This window comes from Acinetobacter sp. YH12144 (assembly GCF_013418345.1).
Classification (GTDB): Bacteria; Pseudomonadota; Gammaproteobacteria; order Pseudomonadales; family Moraxellaceae; genus Acinetobacter; species Acinetobacter amyesii.
The window spans coordinates 27,966-49,114 of the sequence record NZ_VPCD01000017.1; the positions used below are offsets into that span (position 1 = coordinate 27,966).

The 21,149-nt window shown below is 40.0% G+C and carries 18 protein-coding genes and 1 pseudogene; 9 read left to right on the top strand and 10 right to left on the bottom strand.

All coding sequences use genetic code 11. The annotated features are described in order from the left end of the window. Positions 1–145: 145 nt before the first annotated feature. The 5 genes from FTU79_RS11995 to FTU79_RS12015 all read left to right on the top strand — a co-directional run bounded on the left by FTU79_RS11995 (position 146) and on the right by FTU79_RS12015 (position 5,444). A complete protein-coding gene (locus FTU79_RS11995) occupies positions 146–2,812 on the top strand; it encodes a TonB-dependent receptor (RefSeq protein ID WP_168379578.1) in 2,667 nt (888 codons plus the stop codon). 148 nt (positions 2,813–2,960) lie between these two features. Further along, a complete protein-coding gene (locus FTU79_RS12000) occupies positions 2,961–3,659 on the top strand; it encodes an energy transducer TonB (RefSeq protein ID WP_180026721.1) in 699 nt (232 codons plus the stop codon). 37 nt (positions 3,660–3,696) lie between these two features. After that, positions 3,697–4,572 (top strand): MotA/TolQ/ExbB proton channel family protein, encoded by an 876-nt coding sequence (locus FTU79_RS12005; RefSeq protein WP_373685391.1) that lies wholly within the window; start codon positions 3,697–3,699, stop codon positions 4,570–4,572. A gap of 14 nt (positions 4,573–4,586) precedes the next feature. Next, entirely contained in the window at positions 4,587–5,012 is a 426-nt protein-coding gene (locus FTU79_RS12010; RefSeq protein WP_078190074.1) for a biopolymer transporter ExbD, read from the top strand. A gap of 18 nt (positions 5,013–5,030) precedes the next feature. Next, positions 5,031–5,444 (top strand): biopolymer transporter ExbD, encoded by a 414-nt coding sequence (locus tag FTU79_RS12015; protein WP_078190075.1) that lies wholly within the window; start codon positions 5,031–5,033, stop codon positions 5,442–5,444. Between the two features lie 104 nt (positions 5,445–5,548). Here FTU79_RS12015 and FTU79_RS12020 read toward each other — a convergent pair whose 3' ends face one another. The 6 genes from FTU79_RS12020 to FTU79_RS12045 form a co-directional block, all read right to left on the bottom strand. Further along, on the bottom strand, positions 5,549–6,007 hold the full coding sequence (locus FTU79_RS12020; protein WP_180050253.1) for a nucleoside deaminase: 459 nt from the start codon (positions 6,005–6,007) through the stop codon (positions 5,549–5,551). A gap of 39 nt (positions 6,008–6,046) precedes the next feature. After that, entirely contained in the window at positions 6,047–6,691 is a 645-nt protein-coding gene (bioD, locus tag FTU79_RS12025) for a dethiobiotin synthase (protein ID WP_180050256.1), read from the bottom strand. Next, positions 6,688–7,476 (bottom strand): malonyl-ACP O-methyltransferase BioC, encoded by a 789-nt coding sequence (gene bioC, locus FTU79_RS12030; RefSeq protein WP_180050258.1) that lies wholly within the window; start codon positions 7,474–7,476, stop codon positions 6,688–6,690. Before bioC ends, bioD begins: the two co-directional genes overlap by 4 nt. A 7-nt stretch (positions 7,477–7,483) precedes the next feature. Continuing rightward, positions 7,484–8,641 carry an 8-amino-7-oxononanoate synthase gene (locus FTU79_RS12035; RefSeq protein WP_180050261.1) on the bottom strand — a complete coding sequence of 386 codons (1,158 nt, stop codon included), beginning with the start codon at positions 8,639–8,641 and terminating at the stop codon, positions 7,484–7,486. Further along, positions 8,638–9,930, bottom strand: a complete 1,293-nt coding sequence (bioA, locus tag FTU79_RS12040; protein ID WP_180050264.1) for an adenosylmethionine--8-amino-7-oxononanoate transaminase — start codon at positions 9,928–9,930, stop codon at positions 8,638–8,640. The genes FTU79_RS12035 and bioA overlap by 4 nt, the downstream gene beginning before the upstream one ends. An 86-nt stretch (positions 9,931–10,016) precedes the next feature. After that, entirely contained in the window at positions 10,017–10,778 is a 762-nt protein-coding gene (locus FTU79_RS12045; RefSeq protein ID WP_180050267.1) for a YqiA/YcfP family alpha/beta fold hydrolase, read from the bottom strand. Between the two features lie 160 nt (positions 10,779–10,938). Between FTU79_RS12045 and FTU79_RS12050 the strand changes: the two genes are divergently transcribed. Next, complete coding sequence (locus FTU79_RS12050; protein ID WP_180050270.1) at positions 10,939–11,505, top strand: peroxiredoxin; 567 nt, start codon at positions 10,939–10,941, stop codon at positions 11,503–11,505. A 57-nt stretch (positions 11,506–11,562) separates the two neighbouring features. Here FTU79_RS12050 and bfr read toward each other — a convergent pair whose 3' ends face one another. Together bfr and rlmF are read right to left on the bottom strand one after the other, a co-directional pair. Then, positions 11,563–12,027 carry a bacterioferritin gene (bfr, locus tag FTU79_RS12055; protein ID WP_067762676.1) on the bottom strand — a complete coding sequence of 155 codons (465 nt, stop codon included), beginning with the start codon at positions 12,025–12,027 and terminating at the stop codon, positions 11,563–11,565. 361 nt (positions 12,028–12,388) lie between these two features. Next, complete coding sequence (gene rlmF / locus FTU79_RS12060) at positions 12,389–13,363, bottom strand: 23S rRNA (adenine(1618)-N(6))-methyltransferase RlmF (protein WP_180005444.1); 975 nt, start codon at positions 13,361–13,363, stop codon at positions 12,389–12,391. A gap of 388 nt (positions 13,364–13,751) precedes the next feature. On the opposite strand from rlmF, the gene FTU79_RS12065 reads away from it, so the two are divergent. Next, a complete protein-coding gene (locus FTU79_RS12065) occupies positions 13,752–15,077 on the top strand; it encodes an ISNCY family transposase (protein WP_180050273.1) in 1,326 nt (441 codons plus the stop codon). Positions 15,078–15,407: 330 nt separating this feature from the next. Next, complete coding sequence (locus tag FTU79_RS12070) at positions 15,408–16,496, top strand: aldehyde reductase (RefSeq protein WP_257224304.1); 1,089 nt, start codon at positions 15,408–15,410, stop codon at positions 16,494–16,496. A 64-nt stretch (positions 16,497–16,560) separates the two neighbouring features. Here the strand turns inward: FTU79_RS12070 and FTU79_RS12075 are convergent. Together FTU79_RS12075 and omp38 are read right to left on the bottom strand one after the other, a co-directional pair. Continuing rightward, positions 16,561–18,738 (bottom strand): annotated as a pseudogene (locus tag FTU79_RS12075) (TonB-dependent receptor). 434 nt (positions 18,739–19,172) lie between these two features. Further along, a complete protein-coding gene (gene omp38, locus FTU79_RS12080) occupies positions 19,173–20,225 on the bottom strand; it encodes an outer membrane protein Omp38 (RefSeq protein ID WP_180026712.1) in 1,053 nt (350 codons plus the stop codon). A gap of 378 nt (positions 20,226–20,603) precedes the next feature. Here omp38 and FTU79_RS12085 point away from each other — a divergent pair, with 378 nt between their 5' ends. Continuing rightward, the gene (locus FTU79_RS12085; RefSeq protein ID WP_180026711.1) at positions 20,604–21,125 is read left to right on the top strand and encodes a GspH/FimT family protein; all 522 of its coding nucleotides are present in this window, start codon (positions 20,604–20,606) and stop codon (positions 21,123–21,125) included. Positions 21,126–21,149 lie beyond the last annotated feature (24 nt).

The window sequence follows — 21,149 nt, forward strand, 5'->3', positions numbered from 1 at the left end:
AATTTCTCCAATTTAAAATCAATAATGTAGATATTTATCAGTATTTTATATTTGAAAATAAAATTTAAATATAAATATGGCACTTGAATTGCTTAAAAAGAATCAAGCAATATCGCTAACTACAACAAAAAGGAATACTTTTACTATGAAAGAGAAAAAAAATGCTAAATCTGTGGGGGGCACACCATTTAGCAAAACAATACTTAAATTAAGTACTCTTAGTTTAAGTATGCTGTGTTTATCTTTAGCGCATGCAGCAGATAATACGGACGAAGAAGAGAAAGCTCAGCCAAAAGTAGCTAAAGTGACCGTAACAGGCTCTTCAATTAAAGGGGTAGCAGCACAGAGTGCATCACCAATTACGGTGATTAAAGCTGAAGAATTAATTAAACAGGGTGTTACCACTGTGGAAGAAGCGATGAATAAAGTCAGTGCTAACCAGGCTGGCTTTGTGACTTCCCAGAATATTGGTAAAAGTAATACCTCTGGTTCTTCAGCAAATTTACGTGGTATTGGTACCGATAAAACACTTGTCCTTTTAAATGGTCGCCGTCTGGCAAATAGTCCATTCAGTACTTCAGAAGTCAATTTGAATATCATTCCATTGGCAATGGTAGACCGCGTCGAAGTCCTACGTGATGGTGCATCTGCCGTTTATGGTGCAGATGCAATCGCAGGTGTAATCAACTTTATCACTAAAAAACAATATACAGGCGCTGGTATTAGCGGAGGTATATTTGCACCTGAAGAAGCTGGAGGCGATAAAAAGGACGTCTCTATTTTTGGTGGTTATGGCGATTTAGATGAACAAGGTTTTAATGTCTATGGTGTTATCGATTATCGTAAAACCGACCCAATCTGGGCTAAAGATCGTAAAGTCAGTAAACGTGGCGGTTTAATTCCTGAACTCGGTATGGCAATTGGATCGACAGCTGGATTCCCTGCAAATATCGGTGATTCAGGCGTTGGTATTGTTAACCCGTATATCAACGATAACTGTAATAATGCACCAAATACATTTGTCTCTGGTACACGCTGTTTACTTAATACCCAAGCATTGATTGGTATTATTCCGGAAGAAGAAACACTATCTGCTCTTGGTAAAGCTACAATTAAAATCAATGACAATATCAATGCTGTTGCTGAATACATCTATACAAAAAGCGAAGTCACCACTTCTATTGCTCCAGATGTTTGGGGTGGTAGCCTAACTATTCCGAATACAAGTAAATACTACCCTGGCAATGGCATAACTCCAGGTATAACTGGTTTAAAAGATGATGAAGCTGCCCTTTATCTTCGTTCTCAAGCTGGTAATCGTGTATCACACACCATTAATGAATCGAATCGTGTCTTTGCCGGAATTGAAGGTGAAGCTTTAGGCTGGGATGTGAATGCTGGGGTGACATATGCCAAAGGTGAATCAAGTGACAGCTTCAAGAGCGGCTATCTCAACATGGAGAAAGTACAAGATGCGCTGAATGATGGAACACTTAATCCATTTGGTGCGCAAGCACCTGAAGATGCAGGGAAATGGTCGACTTTTGATGTTAGAGGTAAAACAAACGTCGCGAGTTTAGAATCAACTTCTGTTGACTTCACAATTAGCCGACCAATTTTCGAACTACCTGCGGGTGAAGTTGGTTTTGCATTCGGTGGTAGTTTCACTAAGCAAGATTGGGAGGCTAAAGTAAACTCACCGATTGTCGCTTTAGTTCCTGGTAGTGGTATAGACCCTGATAAACCAATCAGTAAAGGTGATCGTGAAAATACAGCATTCTTTACAGAATTCCACATTCCGATTTTACCAACCTTAGAAGCTCAACTTGCAGCGCGTTATGATGATTTCAGTGATTTCGGCGATACATTCAACCCGAAAGTTTCATTACGTTGGGAACCGACAAAGCAATTGATGTTCCGTTCGTCATATAGCACTGGTTTCCGTGCCCCAAGCCTTTGGGAAATCAACGCTCCACAAAGCGAAACATACACTAGCGCCAGCTTCGACAATCCAAGATTTTGTGATGCTGAGGGCAAGCCAAATGATGTTAACTACGCCGACCAATGTGGTATGCAATTCAAACGCAAGCAAGGTGGTAACCCAGATCTTCAACCTGAAGAATCAACATCATATACAGCTGGTTTCGTCTTTGAACCAATCAAAAACTTAGTCTTTACTGCTGATTACTACAATATTGAAATTGAAGATCTTGTTGGTTCAATTACACCTGACATGATTTTCGACAATCTTAGTCAATACGGTAACTTAATTGTATATGCACCAGATGGCCGAATTCAGTATTTAAATACAACACTGCAAAACATGGGTGGTTTAAAAACTTCTGGTGTTGATTTAAGTCTAAATTATCAAACTCCAAATACACCTACAGGACGTTGGGGCTTCGGTATTGATGGTACTTATGTCATCAAAATGGATTACCAAACTGAAAAAGGCGGTGAATGGGAAGGCTTAGTCGGTGTTTATGATGACCCTGCAGTTGTCCGCTGGAAACATACGGCCAACCTAAATTGGGCATATGAAAACTGGGGATTGCGTTTCGAACAACAATTCACCCGCGGTTATGAAGACGCATCTGAAACTCGTGATGTTGCTGACTATACCTTGTATAACGTTGCAGGTACTTACAAAGGCTTTAAAAATCTAGAGCTTACAGCAGGTATCAAAAATATGTTTGATGCCGAGCCAGCTGCATCTGACGCAAAAAACAATGCACAGTATGGTTATGACCCTCGCTACAGCGATCCAACAGGACGTACTTACTTTGTACGTGGTACATATAAATTCTTCTAAAACATAACTTTGCTAACACGGTTACTCGTCTAACCGTGTTAGTAGCGTTAATTTATTTAATTAGTCAAACATAAAAAATGCAAAAAACACTTATATCTCAAGTGCCAATTTCACTATTGATTGTTTGTCTCACATTTCAGGAGTAGTAATGGGCAAAAGCTTTTCCGAATTAGAAAATAATTCCGGCAAACGCCTGATCGGAATTGGGGCAGTCATTCTTCTGCATCTCATTGTACTCTACGGATTAATTACTGGCCTGTCCAAAAAAGGTGAGAAAACTGTAGAAGAACCTGTTGAATTAATCATTATTCAAGATAAAAAACCTGAGCCAGAAAAACCGAAACCAATTGAAAAACCACCTGAATTACCAAAACTCGTTAAGGAAGTGCTCAAAACACCAGACCCTCAACCTGAACAAAAGGTTGTTGAAAAAGCTGCACCAACACAAACAGTGAAAGCCGTTTCAACACCTACGCCTACAGCCTCTCCATCTCCTAGCCCTGTTGCAGCACCTGCACCAATCGCTGCGGCAGCACCCGCTCCTGCCCCTGCTCCAAAACCAGCTGGGGAAACACGTGGTGCATCTGAGGGTAGCGTTGGATGTAAAGAACCAGATTACCCTCGTGAAGCTGCAATGGCAGAAGAAGTAGGAACTGTCCGCATCTCTGTATTGGTTGGGCCTGACGGCAGTGCGAAACAAGTGAAGGTCAAAAAATCGAGTGGTACTAAATCTCTAGATAAGGCTGCTAGCAAAGCATTCAGCTTATGTACATTTAAGCCTGCACTCAAAAATGGTGAGCCAGTTGAAGATTGGTTTGATATTGAATACGAATTTAAACTTGATTAATGAATCTACAAAAATTTGGAGAATATGAATGAATAAAATGATGAAATCAGCACGTATTTTTGCATCAGCAACTGTATTAGCAACAACTACATTACTCCCGCTTCAATCTGTATTTGCTGAAGAATCTGCAACACCGCCAAGTATGGTTAAAGTCGAAATCAGTGAAGATAAAATTCAAATTACCGATGATGGAACACACACGCCACCACCAAAACCAGCAGCAACCCAAGAAGTCCACAACCCGTATGGCTTAGAAGCACTATGGCGTGAAGGTGACATCGTTGCTAAATCGACACTCTTTATCTTGGTCCTGATGTCGATTGGAACTTGGTACATCATGGTCACTAAATTTATTCAACAAGCTAAAATTAAGCGCCAAGGCAAAGAAGCTGAAGCTAAATTTTGGGATGCAGCTTCAATTGATAGCGCTGCAGAAACCTTAGACGAATCGAGTGCATACCGCTTTATTGCAGAAAAAGGCATTAATTCAACCAAAAAACACGGCGGTAATCTGCTGGAACGTATTGACTTCAACACATGGGTAACTATTTCAATCCAGCGTGCTATCGATAAAATTCAAAGCCATTTAAGTGGTGGATTAGCTTTCCTCGCTACTGTAGGTTCGACTGCACCATTTGTGGGTTTATTCGGTACAGTTTGGGGTATTTACCATGCTTTAACGGCAATTGGTATTTCAGGTCAAGCATCTATTGATAAAGTTGCAGGCCCAGTCGGTGAAGCCCTAATTATGACGGCAATTGGTTTGGCTGTAGCAGTACCTGCGGTTCTTGGCTATAACTGGTTAACACGTCGTAATAAAGCAGTTCTAGATAATGTTCGTACCTTTGGTTCAGATCTACACACCGTACTTTTAAGCGGTGAGATCAAAAACAATAATAACGACACAAAATAAGAGAGGCATCAGCCATGGGAATGATGGTCAATTCAGATGGTGACGAAGATGATGTAATTTCAGCCATTAACACAACACCTTTGGTTGATATTATGTTGGTGCTGCTCATTATTTTCTTAATTACAGTACCTGTTGCAATCCATACAGTTCCGGTGAAGTTGCCTGAGGAAAAGAATACGCCTTATGAAACTAAACCGATCAATATTCAGATTGCTGTCAATAAAAATGGCGATATCTTCTGGAATGAAAAATACATTGCAGATAAAGATACGCTGATCAGTCGACTACAAGCGGAAGCTAAAAAGCGTCCGCAACCTGAAGTTCATATCCGTGGCGATCAGGTGACAAAATATGAAGCGATTGATGAAGTCATTAGTGCAACACAAGCAGCAGGAATTGGCAAAATTGCTTTTGTCACCACCCCTGTTGCCGCACCATAATCGGATGAGGGACAAGGTATGGGAATGAATGTCGGTTCCGATAAAGACGATGATGTTATGTTGGACGTCAACATGACGCCATTGATCGATGTGATGTTGGTTTTGCTCATTATGTTTATTATCACAATTCCAATTCCAAATAACTCGATCAATATTGATTTGCCAAACGGTACGCCACCGCCAACCAATGAAAAGCCGCCTGAGCCGGTCACTTTACGGATTGATGCGCAAGGTAAATTATTTTGGAATGGTCAACCCGTTGCCAATAAGCAAGCTTTAGAAACACTTTTTGCTGGTGTTGCACAACAAGCAGATCAAGATACGATCAAAGTGCAACCTGACAAAATGACAGAATATAAAGATGTCGCTATGGTGATGGCAGCAGCACAACGTTTGAATGTCAAAAAAATTGGGGTCTCAGCAAATCAATAATTGCTCCCCAACAAAAAAAGCCAACTGATCACCTCAGTTGGCTTTTTTAATTCTTCACAGAAATCTATACAGTTAGTGACTCAGAAAGAAACTCTTAGTATTTATTAAGTATTTTTCTGCTTCCAAAATTCATATAGCTCATGATCACAATTTGGCTTTAACTGACTAAAACTCAACCCTTGCTGTTCATGAGGTTCATGTCTTAATTTTTCGGCAATCTCTGCTGTAGATAAGCCATAGGCTTCTGCATCAGCATTTGAATAGGCATACACAATTTTTTCAACTCCAACCATTCGCAGAGCTGCCAAACACATTGGACACGGTTGTCCGCTCGCATAAACGACACAGTTCTTCAAAGACGTCGTATTTAAATTTTGTGCGGCTTGTCTTAATGCATTTAACTCGGCATGAGATGTCGGATCGCCTGAGATTAATATTTCATTCACCCCTGTACTCACCACAGCACCATGCTTAACGATCACAGCACCAAATGGTCGCCCACCTTGCTCAATATTTTCTTTCGCAAGTTGAATCGCAAGTTCTATAAACGCATGATCCGTCATAATTACACCCAATCATTGTCAATATATAGAGTTAGCCCATTATGCCAATACAGGAACATCAATCCATAACGCCTCTGGAAAGTGTTTGGCTAAATATGCTTTTAAATATTCAGCAGTATCTTTAGAAATCAATACATCTTGCGATTCATCATTTAAATTATAAGCCAGTGCATAAAGCGCCAAGCCACGACTTTTTAGTGCTTCCAAACTTAAAATCGTATGGTTAATGCTGCCCAAACGCCCCGAAGTCACCAAAATAACGGGATATTGCTTCTCTACAACATAGTCGATGGTTAAAAGGTCCGTAGTCAATGGCACCATCAACCCTCCCGCACCTTCGAGTAAAACGTTGTCATATTTTTCAGTTAAACGTTTTGTCGCATATTCAATTTTAGCAAAATCAATGTCACGTCCATCAAGTTTGGTGGCGAGATGTGGCGACGCAGGATAACTAAATATTTCAGGCATCGTGAGTTTAGTTTCATCTTCGACCAACAACCCCGTACCCATAATTTGACGATGTTGTTCTATATCTTCAGAAATATCGACATTGCCTGTTTGAATCAACTTTTGCGTGATCGTTCGCGCCCCTTGTTCATTCCATATTTTAGCCAAATAGCCCGTGGTATATGTTTTACCGATGCCTGTATCGATCCCACTAATGAAATAAACTTGCCCTGTCATGGCATTCTCCGTGCAATACAAAAAATCGGATGATAGGTCAGTGCATAACGCATCTGCCCAGTTTCATCGCGCAAAGAAAACTGTTGATATGCTGAATAAAAATCAAAGAGCGATTGTTTCGTCCAACGAAAATGTGAGGCTGTCGCAGTCACACCTGTCGCTTTTAAATGCTGCAAAACCTGCTTTGGATGATCAAAATATAATGCCGCTGTCTGCTCTGAAAGATGCAGAATTTCAAAACCATTTTGACTTAATATAGCTTGAAGCATATCAACATCGAGGTAGTCCAAACCCTGCCCAGTCAAAGCTTTTATTTCCTGTAAATTCTGCTGCCCAAAAGTCGAAAAACAAAAATATGCCTCTTGATTTAAACTTTGAAAGGCTTTTTCGACAATGCCCGCAAAGTTTCCTACCCATTGCAAAGCCGAACTGGATGCGATCAAGTCGATATGCTGTGGAAATTCAAGTTGTTCGATATCTCCAAGCCTGCACTGAATCTGTGGATTTAACGGAAAATGCTGTTGAATTTCTGCATACAGATCATTTAAAACCAAATGATTGATTTGCATATTTTCCAGCATTAAATGGCTTAAATTCCCCGAGCCACATCCAATTTCAAAAACGGTTTCTACGGGGTGGTTTTGCAACTTTGGACAATACTGCTGCATCAACTCAAATAAATGTTGAGCAATCTCTTTTTGTGCTACGGCATGTTCAGCATAGCTGTGCCCTGCCTGAGCAAAGCGCAACGCCACTTGGGATTTATCAATCTCAAAATTATTCACAAGTCACTCACAACAATTGAGTCAACTGATCCAAATCAGTTTGTGTAATTTGAGCAGTGAGTGAAATGCGTAAGCGCGAACTATGCTGCGGCACAGTGGGTGGACGTACAGGCATGATATAAAAACCTGCCGCTTGCAAAGCTTGAGCCTTTGCTACAGTTTTATTCGACTCGCCAATAATGACGGGCACAATATGTGATGTAGATGGACAATCAAAACCTTTGTCTTGCACAGCTCGCTGCAAACTTTGACTGATTTGCTGTAAATATTGACGCTCTGCTTTTAAATTTAAAACATTCTTGAAGATAAAATCTGTCCACGCCATACAGATCGGGGGCTGTGCGGTACTAAAAATCAACGGTCGCATCGAGTTAATCAAATAGTCACGAATAATCGAATGACAGATGAGATACCCCCCTATTGAAGCCAGTGCTTTACCAAATGTTCCGACTAAAAGATCAATATCATCCATCACTTGATATTGTTCAGCACAACCTAAACCTCGCCCACCGCGCACACCAATGGCATGCGCTTCATCGACATACAGCATGACTTTGCTAAATTGCCTTTTGATCCGTACCAGTTCAGCTAAATCTGTTTCATCACCATCCATGCTGAAAATCGATTCCGTCACTACAATGATCCGCTCAAAAGCCTCATCTTCATGATATTTGCATAAAAGCTGAGATAAATGTGCCAAATCATTATGGCGATAACGTACATATTTCGCACTCGATAATCGGATGCCATCAATCATACTGGCATGAATCAGCTTATCCGCCAATATCAAGGTTTTACTGTCTGCCAGTGCAGGTAAAATCCCGATATTCATGTGATAGCCACTATTAAAGAGCAGTGCTGATCGGCCATGAAAGGCATCACTTAATGTTGATTCAAGTTGTTCATATTCAGGAAAGTTTCCAGTTAATAAACGCGAAGAGGATGAGCTCATCCAACGCTGTGCGTTCGGGGTTTCATCAAAAAACTGTTCACGTAGATGTAGGTTTGAAGCCAGACCTAAATAGTCATTTGACGCTAAATTCAACATATTGTGATCGTGAATACTGATGCAATGATCGTGCTGAAGATTAGAAGTGAACTGACGTAAGTTGCCTTGCTGTTTCAGTTGATCAAGTTGATCTGAAAAATGGCTAAGCAGATTCATACCGACTGCCCCATGTTTTTCACCACCTCAACCATTTGTTCTAGCAAAATTTTTAATTCATACTCAGAAATAATATAGGGTGGCATCACATACACTAGCTTACCGAATGGACGAATCCAAATACCACGACGAACAAACTCCTGTTGTAGCGTTTTCATATCGACATTAAAGGTCAATTCCACCACACCAATAGCACCAAGTATTCGCACATCTTGCACATAATTGAGTTTAGCTAACGAACTCAAGCCCAACTTTAGCTGTTGTTCTATACGTTGAATATTACTCGCCCAGTCCTGTTGCATTAAAAGTTGGGTACTTTTCAGCGCAACTGCACACGCCAGCGGATTCGCCATAAAGGTTGGGCCATGCATAAACACGCCGGCTTCGCCTTGGCTAATCGTATTCGCGACTTTCTGCGTAGTCAGGGTTGCAGACAAGGTCATATAACCGCCTGTCAGTCCTTTACCAATACACATAATATCTGGCTCAACTTCAGCCCATTCCCATGCAAATAATTTTCCGGTACGGCCAAAGCCTGTGGCAATTTCATCAAAAATCAATAAGACCTGATATTTCTCACAGAGTAATTTAGCTTGACGTAAATATTCTGGGTGATAAAAACGCATGCCTCCTGCACCTTGCACAATGGGCTCTAGAATCAATCCCGCAATATTTTCATGCTGTTCGGCGAGTGTCTTTTCCAGTTCAGCAATATCCGCAGGATTCCACACTTGGTCAAAGCCAATTTGCGGCGCAGGAACAAAAATTCGATTTGGTAAACTTGGACCAAAAATTTGATGCATCCCTGTCACGGGATCACACACAGACATCGCATTCCAAGTGTCGCCATGATAGCCAGAACGTGGAGTGACAAAATTGGTTTTATTCGGTTGATGCAAAGACGCCCAATACTGCACTGCCATTTTTAAGGCCACTTCGACAGCAACCGAACCTGAATCGGCAAAGAAAATTTTATCTAAACTGGGCGGGGTGATTTTTAACAGTAACTTAGCAAGTTGAATCGCAGGATCATGCGTCAATCCACCAAACATGATATGTGACATTTGTTGCAGTTGATCGGTCACAGCTTGATTTAGCTCGGGATGGTTATAACCATGAATCGCACACCACCATGAAGACATACCATCAATCAATTGACGACCATCTTCAAGCTCAATTATCACCCCTTGAGCACGTTTCACTTTAAACGTTGGAAGGGGCTGAGTCATCGATGTATAGGGATGCCAAATATGCTGCTGATCAAATTGTAGATCGGTTAAATTGGCCATCCCTCACTCCATGTATCAGGCTTAAACATCAATGTGGCAAGATGTTAAACCCACGGCAAGGAAAAATAAATTGCCATAAAGCCCAGCTATTCAGAGATTTGTTCTATTTTCTTTAAATATTGGCAGATTTTGCAACTTATGACTTCAGATTGAAACAATGGAAAGCCATGTGAGCCAGAAACCAATTCAGTCTCCAAAAACTTTACAGCTAAATTACGCAGTAAGCGTTCAACTTTGTAACTAACTAAAAAATCTTGCTTAGCAAACAAATGGTATTGATGACCAGTGTAATTTTTCAAGATACTGACATTATTAAGCTTCCCCAAACAGTTCAATCCTGCTCGAAGCACATCTAAATTTTGCGCTTGAATCAAACTTTGCAAGGTGATGAAATCTTGCTTAGTGCTATCAGTACCCTGACAAACCATATAACCAAACTTCTTTAAGGTAGAAATAGCATCCTGCTCGAAAGATTGTTTGAAGCTTTGAAAACTCGCTTGATCCATCGCAGCAGGCCACTGTTCATGAGCCACAAAACTTGGATTTGAGCCTAATGTGATCAGCACTTTCTGTTGTTGATATTTTTTTTGAATTTCATCTACCAAAATCGTCGCCAATTGACCACCAAGGGACCAGCCAATAATCACATCAAATTGCTGCGCCAATTCAACTTTCTGTTCCAGCACTGCTAGATTTAAGGCATCAAAAATATTCCATAATTCGACCTGATAACCTTGAGCGATCAATGCCTGCTGTAAAGGAGCAAGTAATTTACGACCGCCGCCCCAACCAGTAATAAGTAAAATCTGTTGTTTCAATGCAAACTCTAAAATTAAACGATTCCACATAGTATAAAAGTTCAGAGCACGTTTGATAGTGGCATTTCAGCACATCAACCGGTTTGCCAAAAGACATTCGAAATCGACTTTGATAAATATAAAATCAGCTAGCCTACAGCGCTTTAAAATTTGCTAAGATCGGATAAAGAACGATATAAACTGATGCTCTATGAAAGTTTCTTCATTGCTAAAAATCTGTTTAATGACATGTGCTTTAATAGCAACTACCCAAATCACAGTTGCCGAAACATCAATACTCAGCACCAGTCAAAACAAACAAAAACAATGGGTAGGCACACCCGCACCCAACTTTAAATTGCAAGATCAAAATGGAAAATGGCACGAACTGAAGCAATATCAAGGGAAATGGCTCGTTCTGTACTTTTACCCTAAAGACAACTCACCCGGTTGTACAGAAGAAGCCAATCAATTTAAAACCCTATATCCACAATTTTTGAAAAGTAATGCTGTTGTTTTGGGCGCAAGCTTAGATGATGTTGCATCACATCAAAAGTTCTCTAAAGCACTAGGACTTCCCTTTCCAATTCTTGCCGATCAACAACATAAACTGGCGACACAGTTAGGTATTGTACGAAACTTAGGGATTTTGAAAGTTGCCAAACGTGAAACCTTTCTGATTGATCCGAAAGGCATTATTGTTTATCACTACACCAGTGTGAATACACAGACACATGCGGCGCAAGTCTTGGCAGATATTAAAAAACTACAACAATAGTTTTCATGGCCCAATAAAAAACCCAGCAGAAGCTGGGTTTTTTGGATATTTTTTAAATTACATTTGAGACTGAATATAGTTTGGTAGACCAATAAGTTCGATCAAACGCATTTGCTTTTCAAGCCAGTAAGTATGATCTTCTTCAGTATCTGACATTTGCTGACGGAGCATATCACGGGTCACATAGTCACCCTTTTCTTCACACAATTTTACGCCTTGTGCAAGTTTCTCACGAACATGATATTCAAGCGCCAAATCCGCTTTTAAACAAGTCACAACGTCTGTACCGACTTCAATATCATCACGATTCATATTCGGCGTTCCTTCAAGGAACAATACGCGCCGAATCAATGCATCTGCATGTGAGCCTTCTTCTTGGCTTTCATGATCGATACGTTCAAAGATTTTACTTAAGCCCCAATCTTCATACATACGGGAATGAATTAAGTATTGATCACGAGCAGCCAGTTCGCCACCGATCAGCATATTTAAGTAGTCTACGACTTCTGGATTGCCACGCATTTTCTTCACTCCATACCCTTTTCAAATATTATGGACAAGTTTCAAAATGAATGCAAAATATAATTTTTGTAAGTTTATGATTTATATAAAATTTAAATGATAAACATACGCATTTGCAGTTCAATTCCGCGCATTTTTCACATATAAAAGAAGCCCTTGCAGAAAATTTAAGGCATTTAGAACACGAAATAATCAAAAATCGCTGGATGCTGTTTTTTGTAACAATTAACAATGCGTCTTGTTTAGCAAAAATATCTCCTGATTGATTCAACACACTGAGCTTATCGCTATGGGAAACTTTATATTGATGCCCTATGCATTGCTGTCAAAGACAAGGCGAAAATCTCCAACGAAGACAGACTTAAGCTGAAGTCCAACGTGCATTCTTCCACGCTTGCTGTTGCCTTAAATCTAGAAAAGTCCAAGCGACAAAACGGCTTTCTTTTTGTCCCTGCGTCATTTTAATGGTTTTCACATCCACTGCGCCGCTCTTCGCTAAGGCCTTTAAAAGCACGGGCAATGTTGTTTTCTTGGAAACCAGCGTACTAAACCAAAGGCATTGCTCAGCAAAATGAATACTCTCTTGCACCATTTGGCAGACAAATCGTTCTTCACCACCATCACACCAGAGTTCGTTCTTTTGACCACCAAAGTTCAATACCACCTTGGTCCGATTAACTGGCTTACCCAGTTTTCTTAATTTTTGCGTTGCTGTCGCGTTGGCTTCATCTTGCGAGGCATGAAATGGTGGATTACACATGGTCAAATCAAAACGATCTGAAGGTTTAATCACACCATTGAAAATATTGCTCGCTGTCTTCTGCAATCGAATCTGAATCCCTTTACGCAGATTCGGATTGGCCTCCACAATAAATTGAGCACTTTTAACCGATGCAGCATGTATGTCTGAGCCGACAAATTTCCAACCATAGCTCCGATGACCAATGATCGGATAAATACAGTTCGCGCCAACCCCAATATCTAAGACTTGAACGGCGTGTCCAGTTGGAATCTGCCCTTTATTGTTTGCACTCAACAGGTCAGCTATATAGTGGATATAGTCCGCTCTACCCGGAATAGGTGGGCAAAGATAATCTTGAGGAATATCCCAATATTGAATGCCATAAAAATGCTTGAGCAATGCTTTGTTGAGCATTTTCACAGCGTGCGGATCAGAAAAATCTACCGATAAATCATTATATTTATTTGGGCTGACAAAAGGCGCAAGTTCCGGACAACTCTTGATTAACTGCGGAAAATCGTAACGACTGCGATGCAGATTTCGTGCATGTAGTTCCGATTTTTGTTGCGGAAAAGATTTCTTTGCTTGCGCCATATGAATGCCAATAATCAACGGGAGAACAGAATCATCTGATAAGGCAGGATCTAGACCTGCAAATTAAGCGATATTGTACGTGAATTTAATGCTCAATGACGCCCCTATCCTTTTATTTGTCTTTCTGCAAATCAATAACCACTTGGAAATCTATTCTTATTTAATCTGTACATTTTTGGTTGCTATAGCATTAGATTTCATTAAAAAAACCGTGGAAGATGAAGAATCAACAAAAAAGCCCAATCTGTGATGATAGGGCTTTTCATATCAGCATAAAATAATGATTTATATGAAATAAAAGTTAGTGTTATTCCCAAGTAGAAATGTCCGCTTTTAGAATATGCACTTCTGCAATTTCCTTAGCGGACGGTTTGATATGTTGGTGTCTATGTCGGATAAAGAACTTAAACGATTGTCGGTCTTACAGGAAATCTGTGATCAACGCATAACTCAATCCCAAGCTGCTCAGCTACTTCATATTTCAGAACGTCAGATCAGACGCTTACTGCAGAAATACAAAGCTCAAGGCCCAGCTGCATTAGCCCATGCTGGTCGTGGCCAAACCAGCAACTCCAGGCTTCCTGAAGAAATCAGGCTCAAGTGTCTCAATCTTGTCGCTGATCAATTCCATGGTTTCGGACCCACTTTAGCGCATGAAAAGCTCACCACCGGGCATGGATTCGATCTTTCAGTAGAAACCCTGCGTTCCTGGATGATTGCAGCCGATCTGTGGATTCCTCGCTCCAAGCGCCTGAAACGCCCATATCAGCCACGCTATAACCGGGATTGTTATGGTGAACTGGTACAAATCGATGGCTCTCACCATGACTGGCTCGAAGGACGTGCAGCTAAATGCTGTTTGCTGGTGTTTATTGATGATGCCACAGGAAAATTGCAGCACTTACGCTTCTGTGAATCAGAATCAACCTTTGACTATATGATTTCGACACGCCTGTATGTCGAACAGCACGGCAAGCCCTTAGCGTTTTACAGCGACAAACATTCAGTCTTTAGAGTGAATCAAAGCAGCAAGAAAGATACCAAGATTACCCAGTTTGGACGCGTACTCAGCACCCTGAATATCGATATTATCTTCGCTAATTCACCCCAGGCCAAAGGTCGTGTAGAACGAGCGAATAGAACACTTCAGGATCGTCTGATTAAGGAGATGCGTCTAGAAGGCATCAGTTCAATTGCAGATGCCAATAAGTGGCTGCCGTGCTTTATTGAGCAATTTAATCGTAAATTCGCCAAGATGGCTTTTAATCCCAAGGATCTACATCGGCCTATCGCTGAAACAGCCGAAGAATTAGATGATGTTTTTACCTGGCGTGAACCCCGCAGAGTCACGAATAGCCTGACGATTACTTATGATAAATGCGTATATCTCCTAGAAAACACCGAAGAAAATCAAAGGTTGATCGGTAAGTATCTTGAGTTCCTGGAATACCCGGATGGTACTGTATCCCTCATGCATGATGGCCGAAAGATCAATTACAGCCTATTCGATAAATTAAGTCAGCTGAATCAGCGAGAGATTGTTGAGAATAAACGGTTGGGTGCTGTTCTGAATCATATCCAACAACAGCATGAAGAACTGGAACAACAAAACAAACGCAATCGTTCTCAAAAGATGCCAAGTAGACGTGCACAGAAAACAGCGATTGAACAACGAAATCTGAATCCTGTGCTTGACTTGGAAATGCCTGTATAGGACATTTCTATTTGGTTTTAAGGTAGGACATTTCTACTTGGGAATAACAGAAGAAGCCTATAACTCTGATCTAGGCTTTAAATTAAAGCTCACAAGTTAGATACGACTCTTTGTCCATCTATTTATGAGATTTTGCGTCCATAATCATAAGAATATACATCTATCCAACATTCATCCCATATTCGCGTTTTTTAAGATCAATAAAAAAAGTACTTTTACAGCATTCACATACATTTTCTGCTGAATTTAGAGCGTATTAAACCCAATCATCAACATATATTTTTCAAATCAATCAAAGACAAAACCAAATATTCTCAATATGATAAAAAAATGCGTCAATTAAAGTTGAAGAATATGAATAGCAAGACAACAAAACAGATACTCGTCACAGGCGCGACAGGCTATATTGCCAGTTGGGTCATTAAAAACTTACTTGAATTAGGTCATACAGTGCATGCCACAGTTCGTGATCTGAATAAAACATCAGGATTTGCACATCTCGAAAAAATTGCAGCGGGTGGAACTGGCACTTTAAAACTATTCCAAGCCAATTTATTAGATGAGGGTGCATTTGATTCAGCCATGCAAGGTTGTGACATTGTGATCCATATGGCATCTCCTTTTGTAGTGACCAACTATAAAGACGCGATTAAAGATATTATTGAGCCAGCCATTTTAGGCACTGAAAATGTGCTCAACAGTGTCAATAAAACTGAGTCAGTAAAACGTGTTGTCGTGACTTCAAGCATCGCATCAACCTATGGTGATGCCATTGATATTCTACAGACCGAGCATAATGAATTTGATGAGTCTCACTGGAATACCTCCAGTTCAGAAACTCATCAGCCTTATCCATATTCAAAAGTAATGGCAGAGCGCAAAGCGTGGGATATGCAAAAAGCACAAAACCGTTGGGATCTGGTTTGTGTCAATCCAGCATTGGTCATGGGGCCATCTTTAACTGCGTCAACACAGTCAGGAAGCGTTGAAGTGCTACAACAGTTTGCCAATGGTATGACTTTGGCCGGTGTTCCACCAATGTGGAATGGTATCGTCGATGTTCGCGATGTTGCCGATGCGCACGTACAAGCAGCTCTCAATCCCGCAGCAAGCGGACGTTATATTATTAGTGGTGGAACACTAAGCCTATTAGACATGGGCAAATTATTACGCGCACATTTTGGGAATAAATTTCCATTTCCACGTAATACCTTACCGAAGTTTGCCTTTAAAGCATTTGGCCCTCTTGCAGGTTTCCCACGTAAATTTGTTGAACTCAATATGGGTTACCCAATTTACTTTAATGCAGATAAGAGCAAGAAAGAATTAGGGATCGAATACCGTGATATTCAAAACAGTGTGGTTGAGCATTTCCAACAACTCCTAGATGACGGTGTGGTGAAGCAATATATTCCGTGAATCACTCATCAACAAAAAAGCCACCTTAAATAGGTGGCTTTTTATATTAAAAAACTAATCTAACTTAGAAATCAAAAGTCACACCAACTTTATAAGTACGTGGACCACCCACTAAGGCATAACCTGAGTTAAATATACCTTCCCAATATTTTTCATCAGTCACGTTATCAATATTAGCTAAGAACGTTGTGTTCACACCACCTAATTGAGTTTTATAGCGCGCACCAAGATCTAAAATTGTGTAGTCTGGCAGTTTAAGTGTATTAGTTTCATTTAAGTACTGTTCACTCACGTAGTTTGCACGTGCATTGACATTCAAACCATCCACATACGGCACTGCATAATCCAAGCCGAGTGTAGCAGTAAAGTCAGGAAAACCATACACCGTATTACCTTGATTGGTTACGCCACTTTTCACCGCTGCTTTGGTATATTCAGCGTCAATATAAGCCAAGCTACCCATCAGATTTAGTCCAGTATAAATCTCCCCAGAAAATGCCCACTCGACGCCACGTGAACGTGTTTCTGCATCATCTGTTGTGATTTGGTTGACACTACTACCTGTATTTCCATCAGAATAATCAGAAGACATCGTCGATGGTTTTTCAATTTGATAAAGTGCAAATGTATTTAACCAACTACCTGTTTGATATTTAGCACCCAATTCATATTGTTTGGTTTGGAATGGCGCAAAGGTGACATTATTGTTGGCATCTGCAACATTATTCACCGTTACACCTTCAGAAAGACCTTCAACATAGTTTGCATAAATAGAAAGATTCTCACCAAATGGTTTAACCACAACACCTAAGCTTGGGGATATTTTATCGTCTTGATAGCCTGTATTTTTCTGTAAATTCTTTGTGTCGATATCTTGATAACGTGCACCAACAATAAATTGCAACTTATCATCTAACATTGAAATCTGATCAGATACCGTATAGCTAGTATATTTATTATCTAAATTCGGTTTAACCACTGGGTACGCAGAAGGCATCCCTACAGTCGTATCAGGATCATACAAATTAGTTGAATTAATTTTCTCTTGTGTTGCCGCAACATGCTGATCTGTTTCTTTGGTCAAATAATCAGCTCGAACATTTACAGCATGTTTTACAGCACCCGTATTAAACTTATATTGAATACCTGTATTTGCTGATGTAATCGACTCTGATGACCCCGTACGATAGTACTGAGATGTGGCATGACCATCTGCTTGGCCAACGACAAGACGCGTACCAAAAATATGGCCACTATAGGCCTTTTCAATATGTCCTACACCTGCATAAACATTTAAGTCAGGTGTAAATGCATATTCACCACTTAAGCCTACAAACTCACTATCAGTATGGCCTTCCAAATTTTTAAAATAATTGGTATCGCCTTTAGGTGCAGCAAGCACGCCATTATAGGTATGGCCATGAGCATCTTTGACACCAAATGCCACCATCGCAGGCGAACCACCATTACGGTCATCACGTACAGCATACGCATCAAAATTCAGTTTCAATTTATCTGTTGTATAATCAGCAGCAATTGCACCTGAAGCATGTTTATCATCCATGCCTTCTATGATGTGCTCACCTTGACCATAAGCCCCATTCACACGTAAGCCAAATTCTTTTTCAGCACCAAAGCGACGTGAAACGTCAAAACCTGATTGGTAAAAACCACCTTCTTCCATTGAAGCTGAAACTTGAGTTTTTTCTTTATCTGCACGCTTAGTTTTAGCGATGACCACACCACCGACCCCACCTGCTGGTGACATCCCAGCAACTAAGGCATTCGGGCCTTTTAAAACCGTTACCGAATCTAGAAATTCAGTCGGTACGCGTCCATAAGGCGCCATACCATAGATACCATTGAGTGCAATGTCATCGTGATTGATGTCAAAGCCACGAATATTAAAGTTTTCGTTTATATGACCTTGGTTGGTTGTAATACGGATACTCGCATCATTTTTTAAAACTTCACCAACTGTCCTAGCCTGCTGTTCTTCAATTAACTTTTCACTATATGCAGCAACGCTAAATGGCGTATCAACAATTTTTTTATTTCCCAGTGCACCAAGGTCTGTCTACGCTTTCAATTTTCCATTTGCAAGCTGCTTTTCGGCTGACACCTCAACTTCAATTGTTTCAAGCACGGTTCGCTCTGCTGCATTCACTGCTGCAGATGTACCCACCCCTAAGATCGCGATTGAAATCGCACGGACTAAGTGTGTTTTTGCAAAATTATTCATCATTTCAAGATTAGTTTTATTTGAATAAGAATCATTATTATATTTAGAATAATTCTTAACTGCATCATGAATCCCGATGAATATATTTTTTTAATGAAAAATATAAATATTCATTTTTTATAAATTGTAGATAAGACAAATGTAAATAATTGTTTTTTTATTGCTTTTATAAAAAAATAAAAATACAACCTGGTTATGTTCAATTAAAGCTCTTAGGCAAACAGATGATTAATTAATATACAATAGTTTGAATTTTTACATGCTTAATTGCCACATGAATAGATAAATCCTTTTACATCCAACGATTATTTAAAAGTAAACAACGCTTTTGCGTTAGTGCCTTTTAGCCAAATTTAAATCTCCTTTTTTAAATTTTTAACAAAAAAAAAGCGACTCAAAAGAGCCGCTTTTTTCTAACCGAAGTTAAACTCAAATTATTGAGCTTGACCAGGTTGAGCCACTACAGTACGGCTACCAGAAATCGTAGCGAATACGCGACGGTTCATAGCACGGCCTTCTTTAGTGTTGTTGTCAGCGATTGGTTGATCCCACGCGAAACCTTGAGTAGATAAACGAGCTGGGTCAACGTTGTATTCGTTAACAAGCGAAGATTTAACAGAGTTAGCACGAGCTAGTGATAAACGTTCGTTTAGAGCACGTGGACCAGTGTTATCTGTGTGACCTTCGATGTTCGCTGTAGCATTAGGGTATTCGCCTAATTTTTCAGCTACTTTAGCAATTTCAGGTTTGTATTGATCTTTGATGTTTGATTTGTTTGTATCAAAGAACACACGAAGTTCCATGTTAAGATCTTCAGTCAACTCTTGAGGAGCTGGAGCAACTGGAGCAACTGGAGTTACAGGAGCAACTTCAACTACAGGAGCAGCAGGTTTCAAGTGACCGCCAAGAACTACGTTAAGACCAGCCAAAGCTGTGTAGTTCCAGAAATCTTCATCGATGTTGTAAGTAGCACGAGCTTCAGTACGTAGAGATAAAGCATCGTTTAAGCGCCAGAAAGCACCTAGACCAGCGTTACCTAAAGTACCTTCTTCAGTAGTACCACGATCAGTACCGTTTACACCACGAGCAAGAGCTTCGTCAAATTTGTATTTATAGTGACCAGCACCTAACAATACATATGGCTTAACTTTGCTGTCATAGTTTTTAGTAATCAAATCAGAAGTAGCATAGAAGTTACCGTTGATTTGAGTTTGTTTGTATTCGCCGTGATCAACGTCTACATCACCTTTAACTTGGTTATATTCAGCTTCGAAACCTAACCATGGAGTTAATTCAACACCAAGTGCTGCACCAACAAACAAGTCGTCTTGTAGCTCTGGACCTTCAGTAAGGTTGCCACGGCTGTTGTTGTGTTGAGAATCTTGGAAAGTGTAACCAAGCATTAATGGAGTAACAGTTACGCCTGCGTTTGCAGCTGCTAAAGGAGCAGCTACGAGCATTGCTAATGCAATACGACTCATTTTCATGGATTTATCCTCCAGAGATAACAATTGTTGTTCAAGCTCAAGCCGAAAAATTGGCTATCCTGAGATAGGCTTTCTTAATACCCCAGTTTTTTTTTAAGCTATTTACGCTGAATCATACAAACACTTTATTCTTTTTCCAAGTGCTTGATTAATCTAATCAAGTAAATTATTGACAAAATTACTTACAATTTCCGTTGTAATTCGGTAAATTTTTACTCAATTTTGAGCAGTGAATCGCCTATTGTCACTTGCTATTTTCATTTTAACAGCTTTATCTAAAATTGAGTAATAAAATTCTATACTCAAAATTAATATCGCCATTAAAAACACATATAACACTAAACATATAAAAATAATATTAAATTTTGGATTAAATCAATGTCTTACAACAAAGAAACTGGCTTTACTTTATTTGAACTTTTAGTCTCAATTGCGATTATTGTCATTATCGTGACGATAGCTTTACCACATTTCAACAATTTAATGGCGCAGCGAGAAGCGAATAACATCAAATCGACTATTCAAAATCACAATGCATTCGCACGGGCTCATGCCACTATTTATCATTCCAATATTGTGATTTGTCCTAGTCTTGACTTTAAACTTTGCCAACCTAACAACTGGAACAGTGGTCTGATTATATTTATTGACAGTAATAAAAACCGTCAAGTTGATGCAAATGAAAAAATATTACTGCAAGACAAACTCAACTTAAAATATGGCGATCTGTCTTGGCGTGGGACTCTACACATTCCAAGTCTCACCTTTCAGGCTAGCTCCGGTTTACCCAATGGTTCAAATGGCAGTTTCTACTACTGTTCGAAATCAACGCTTCAACCGATCCGAGCAGTCTTAAGTCGAATGGGACATATCCGATTTGAAAACCCAACCAGTTGCTAATTTGAGAACCGGTGAGTCCAAAGC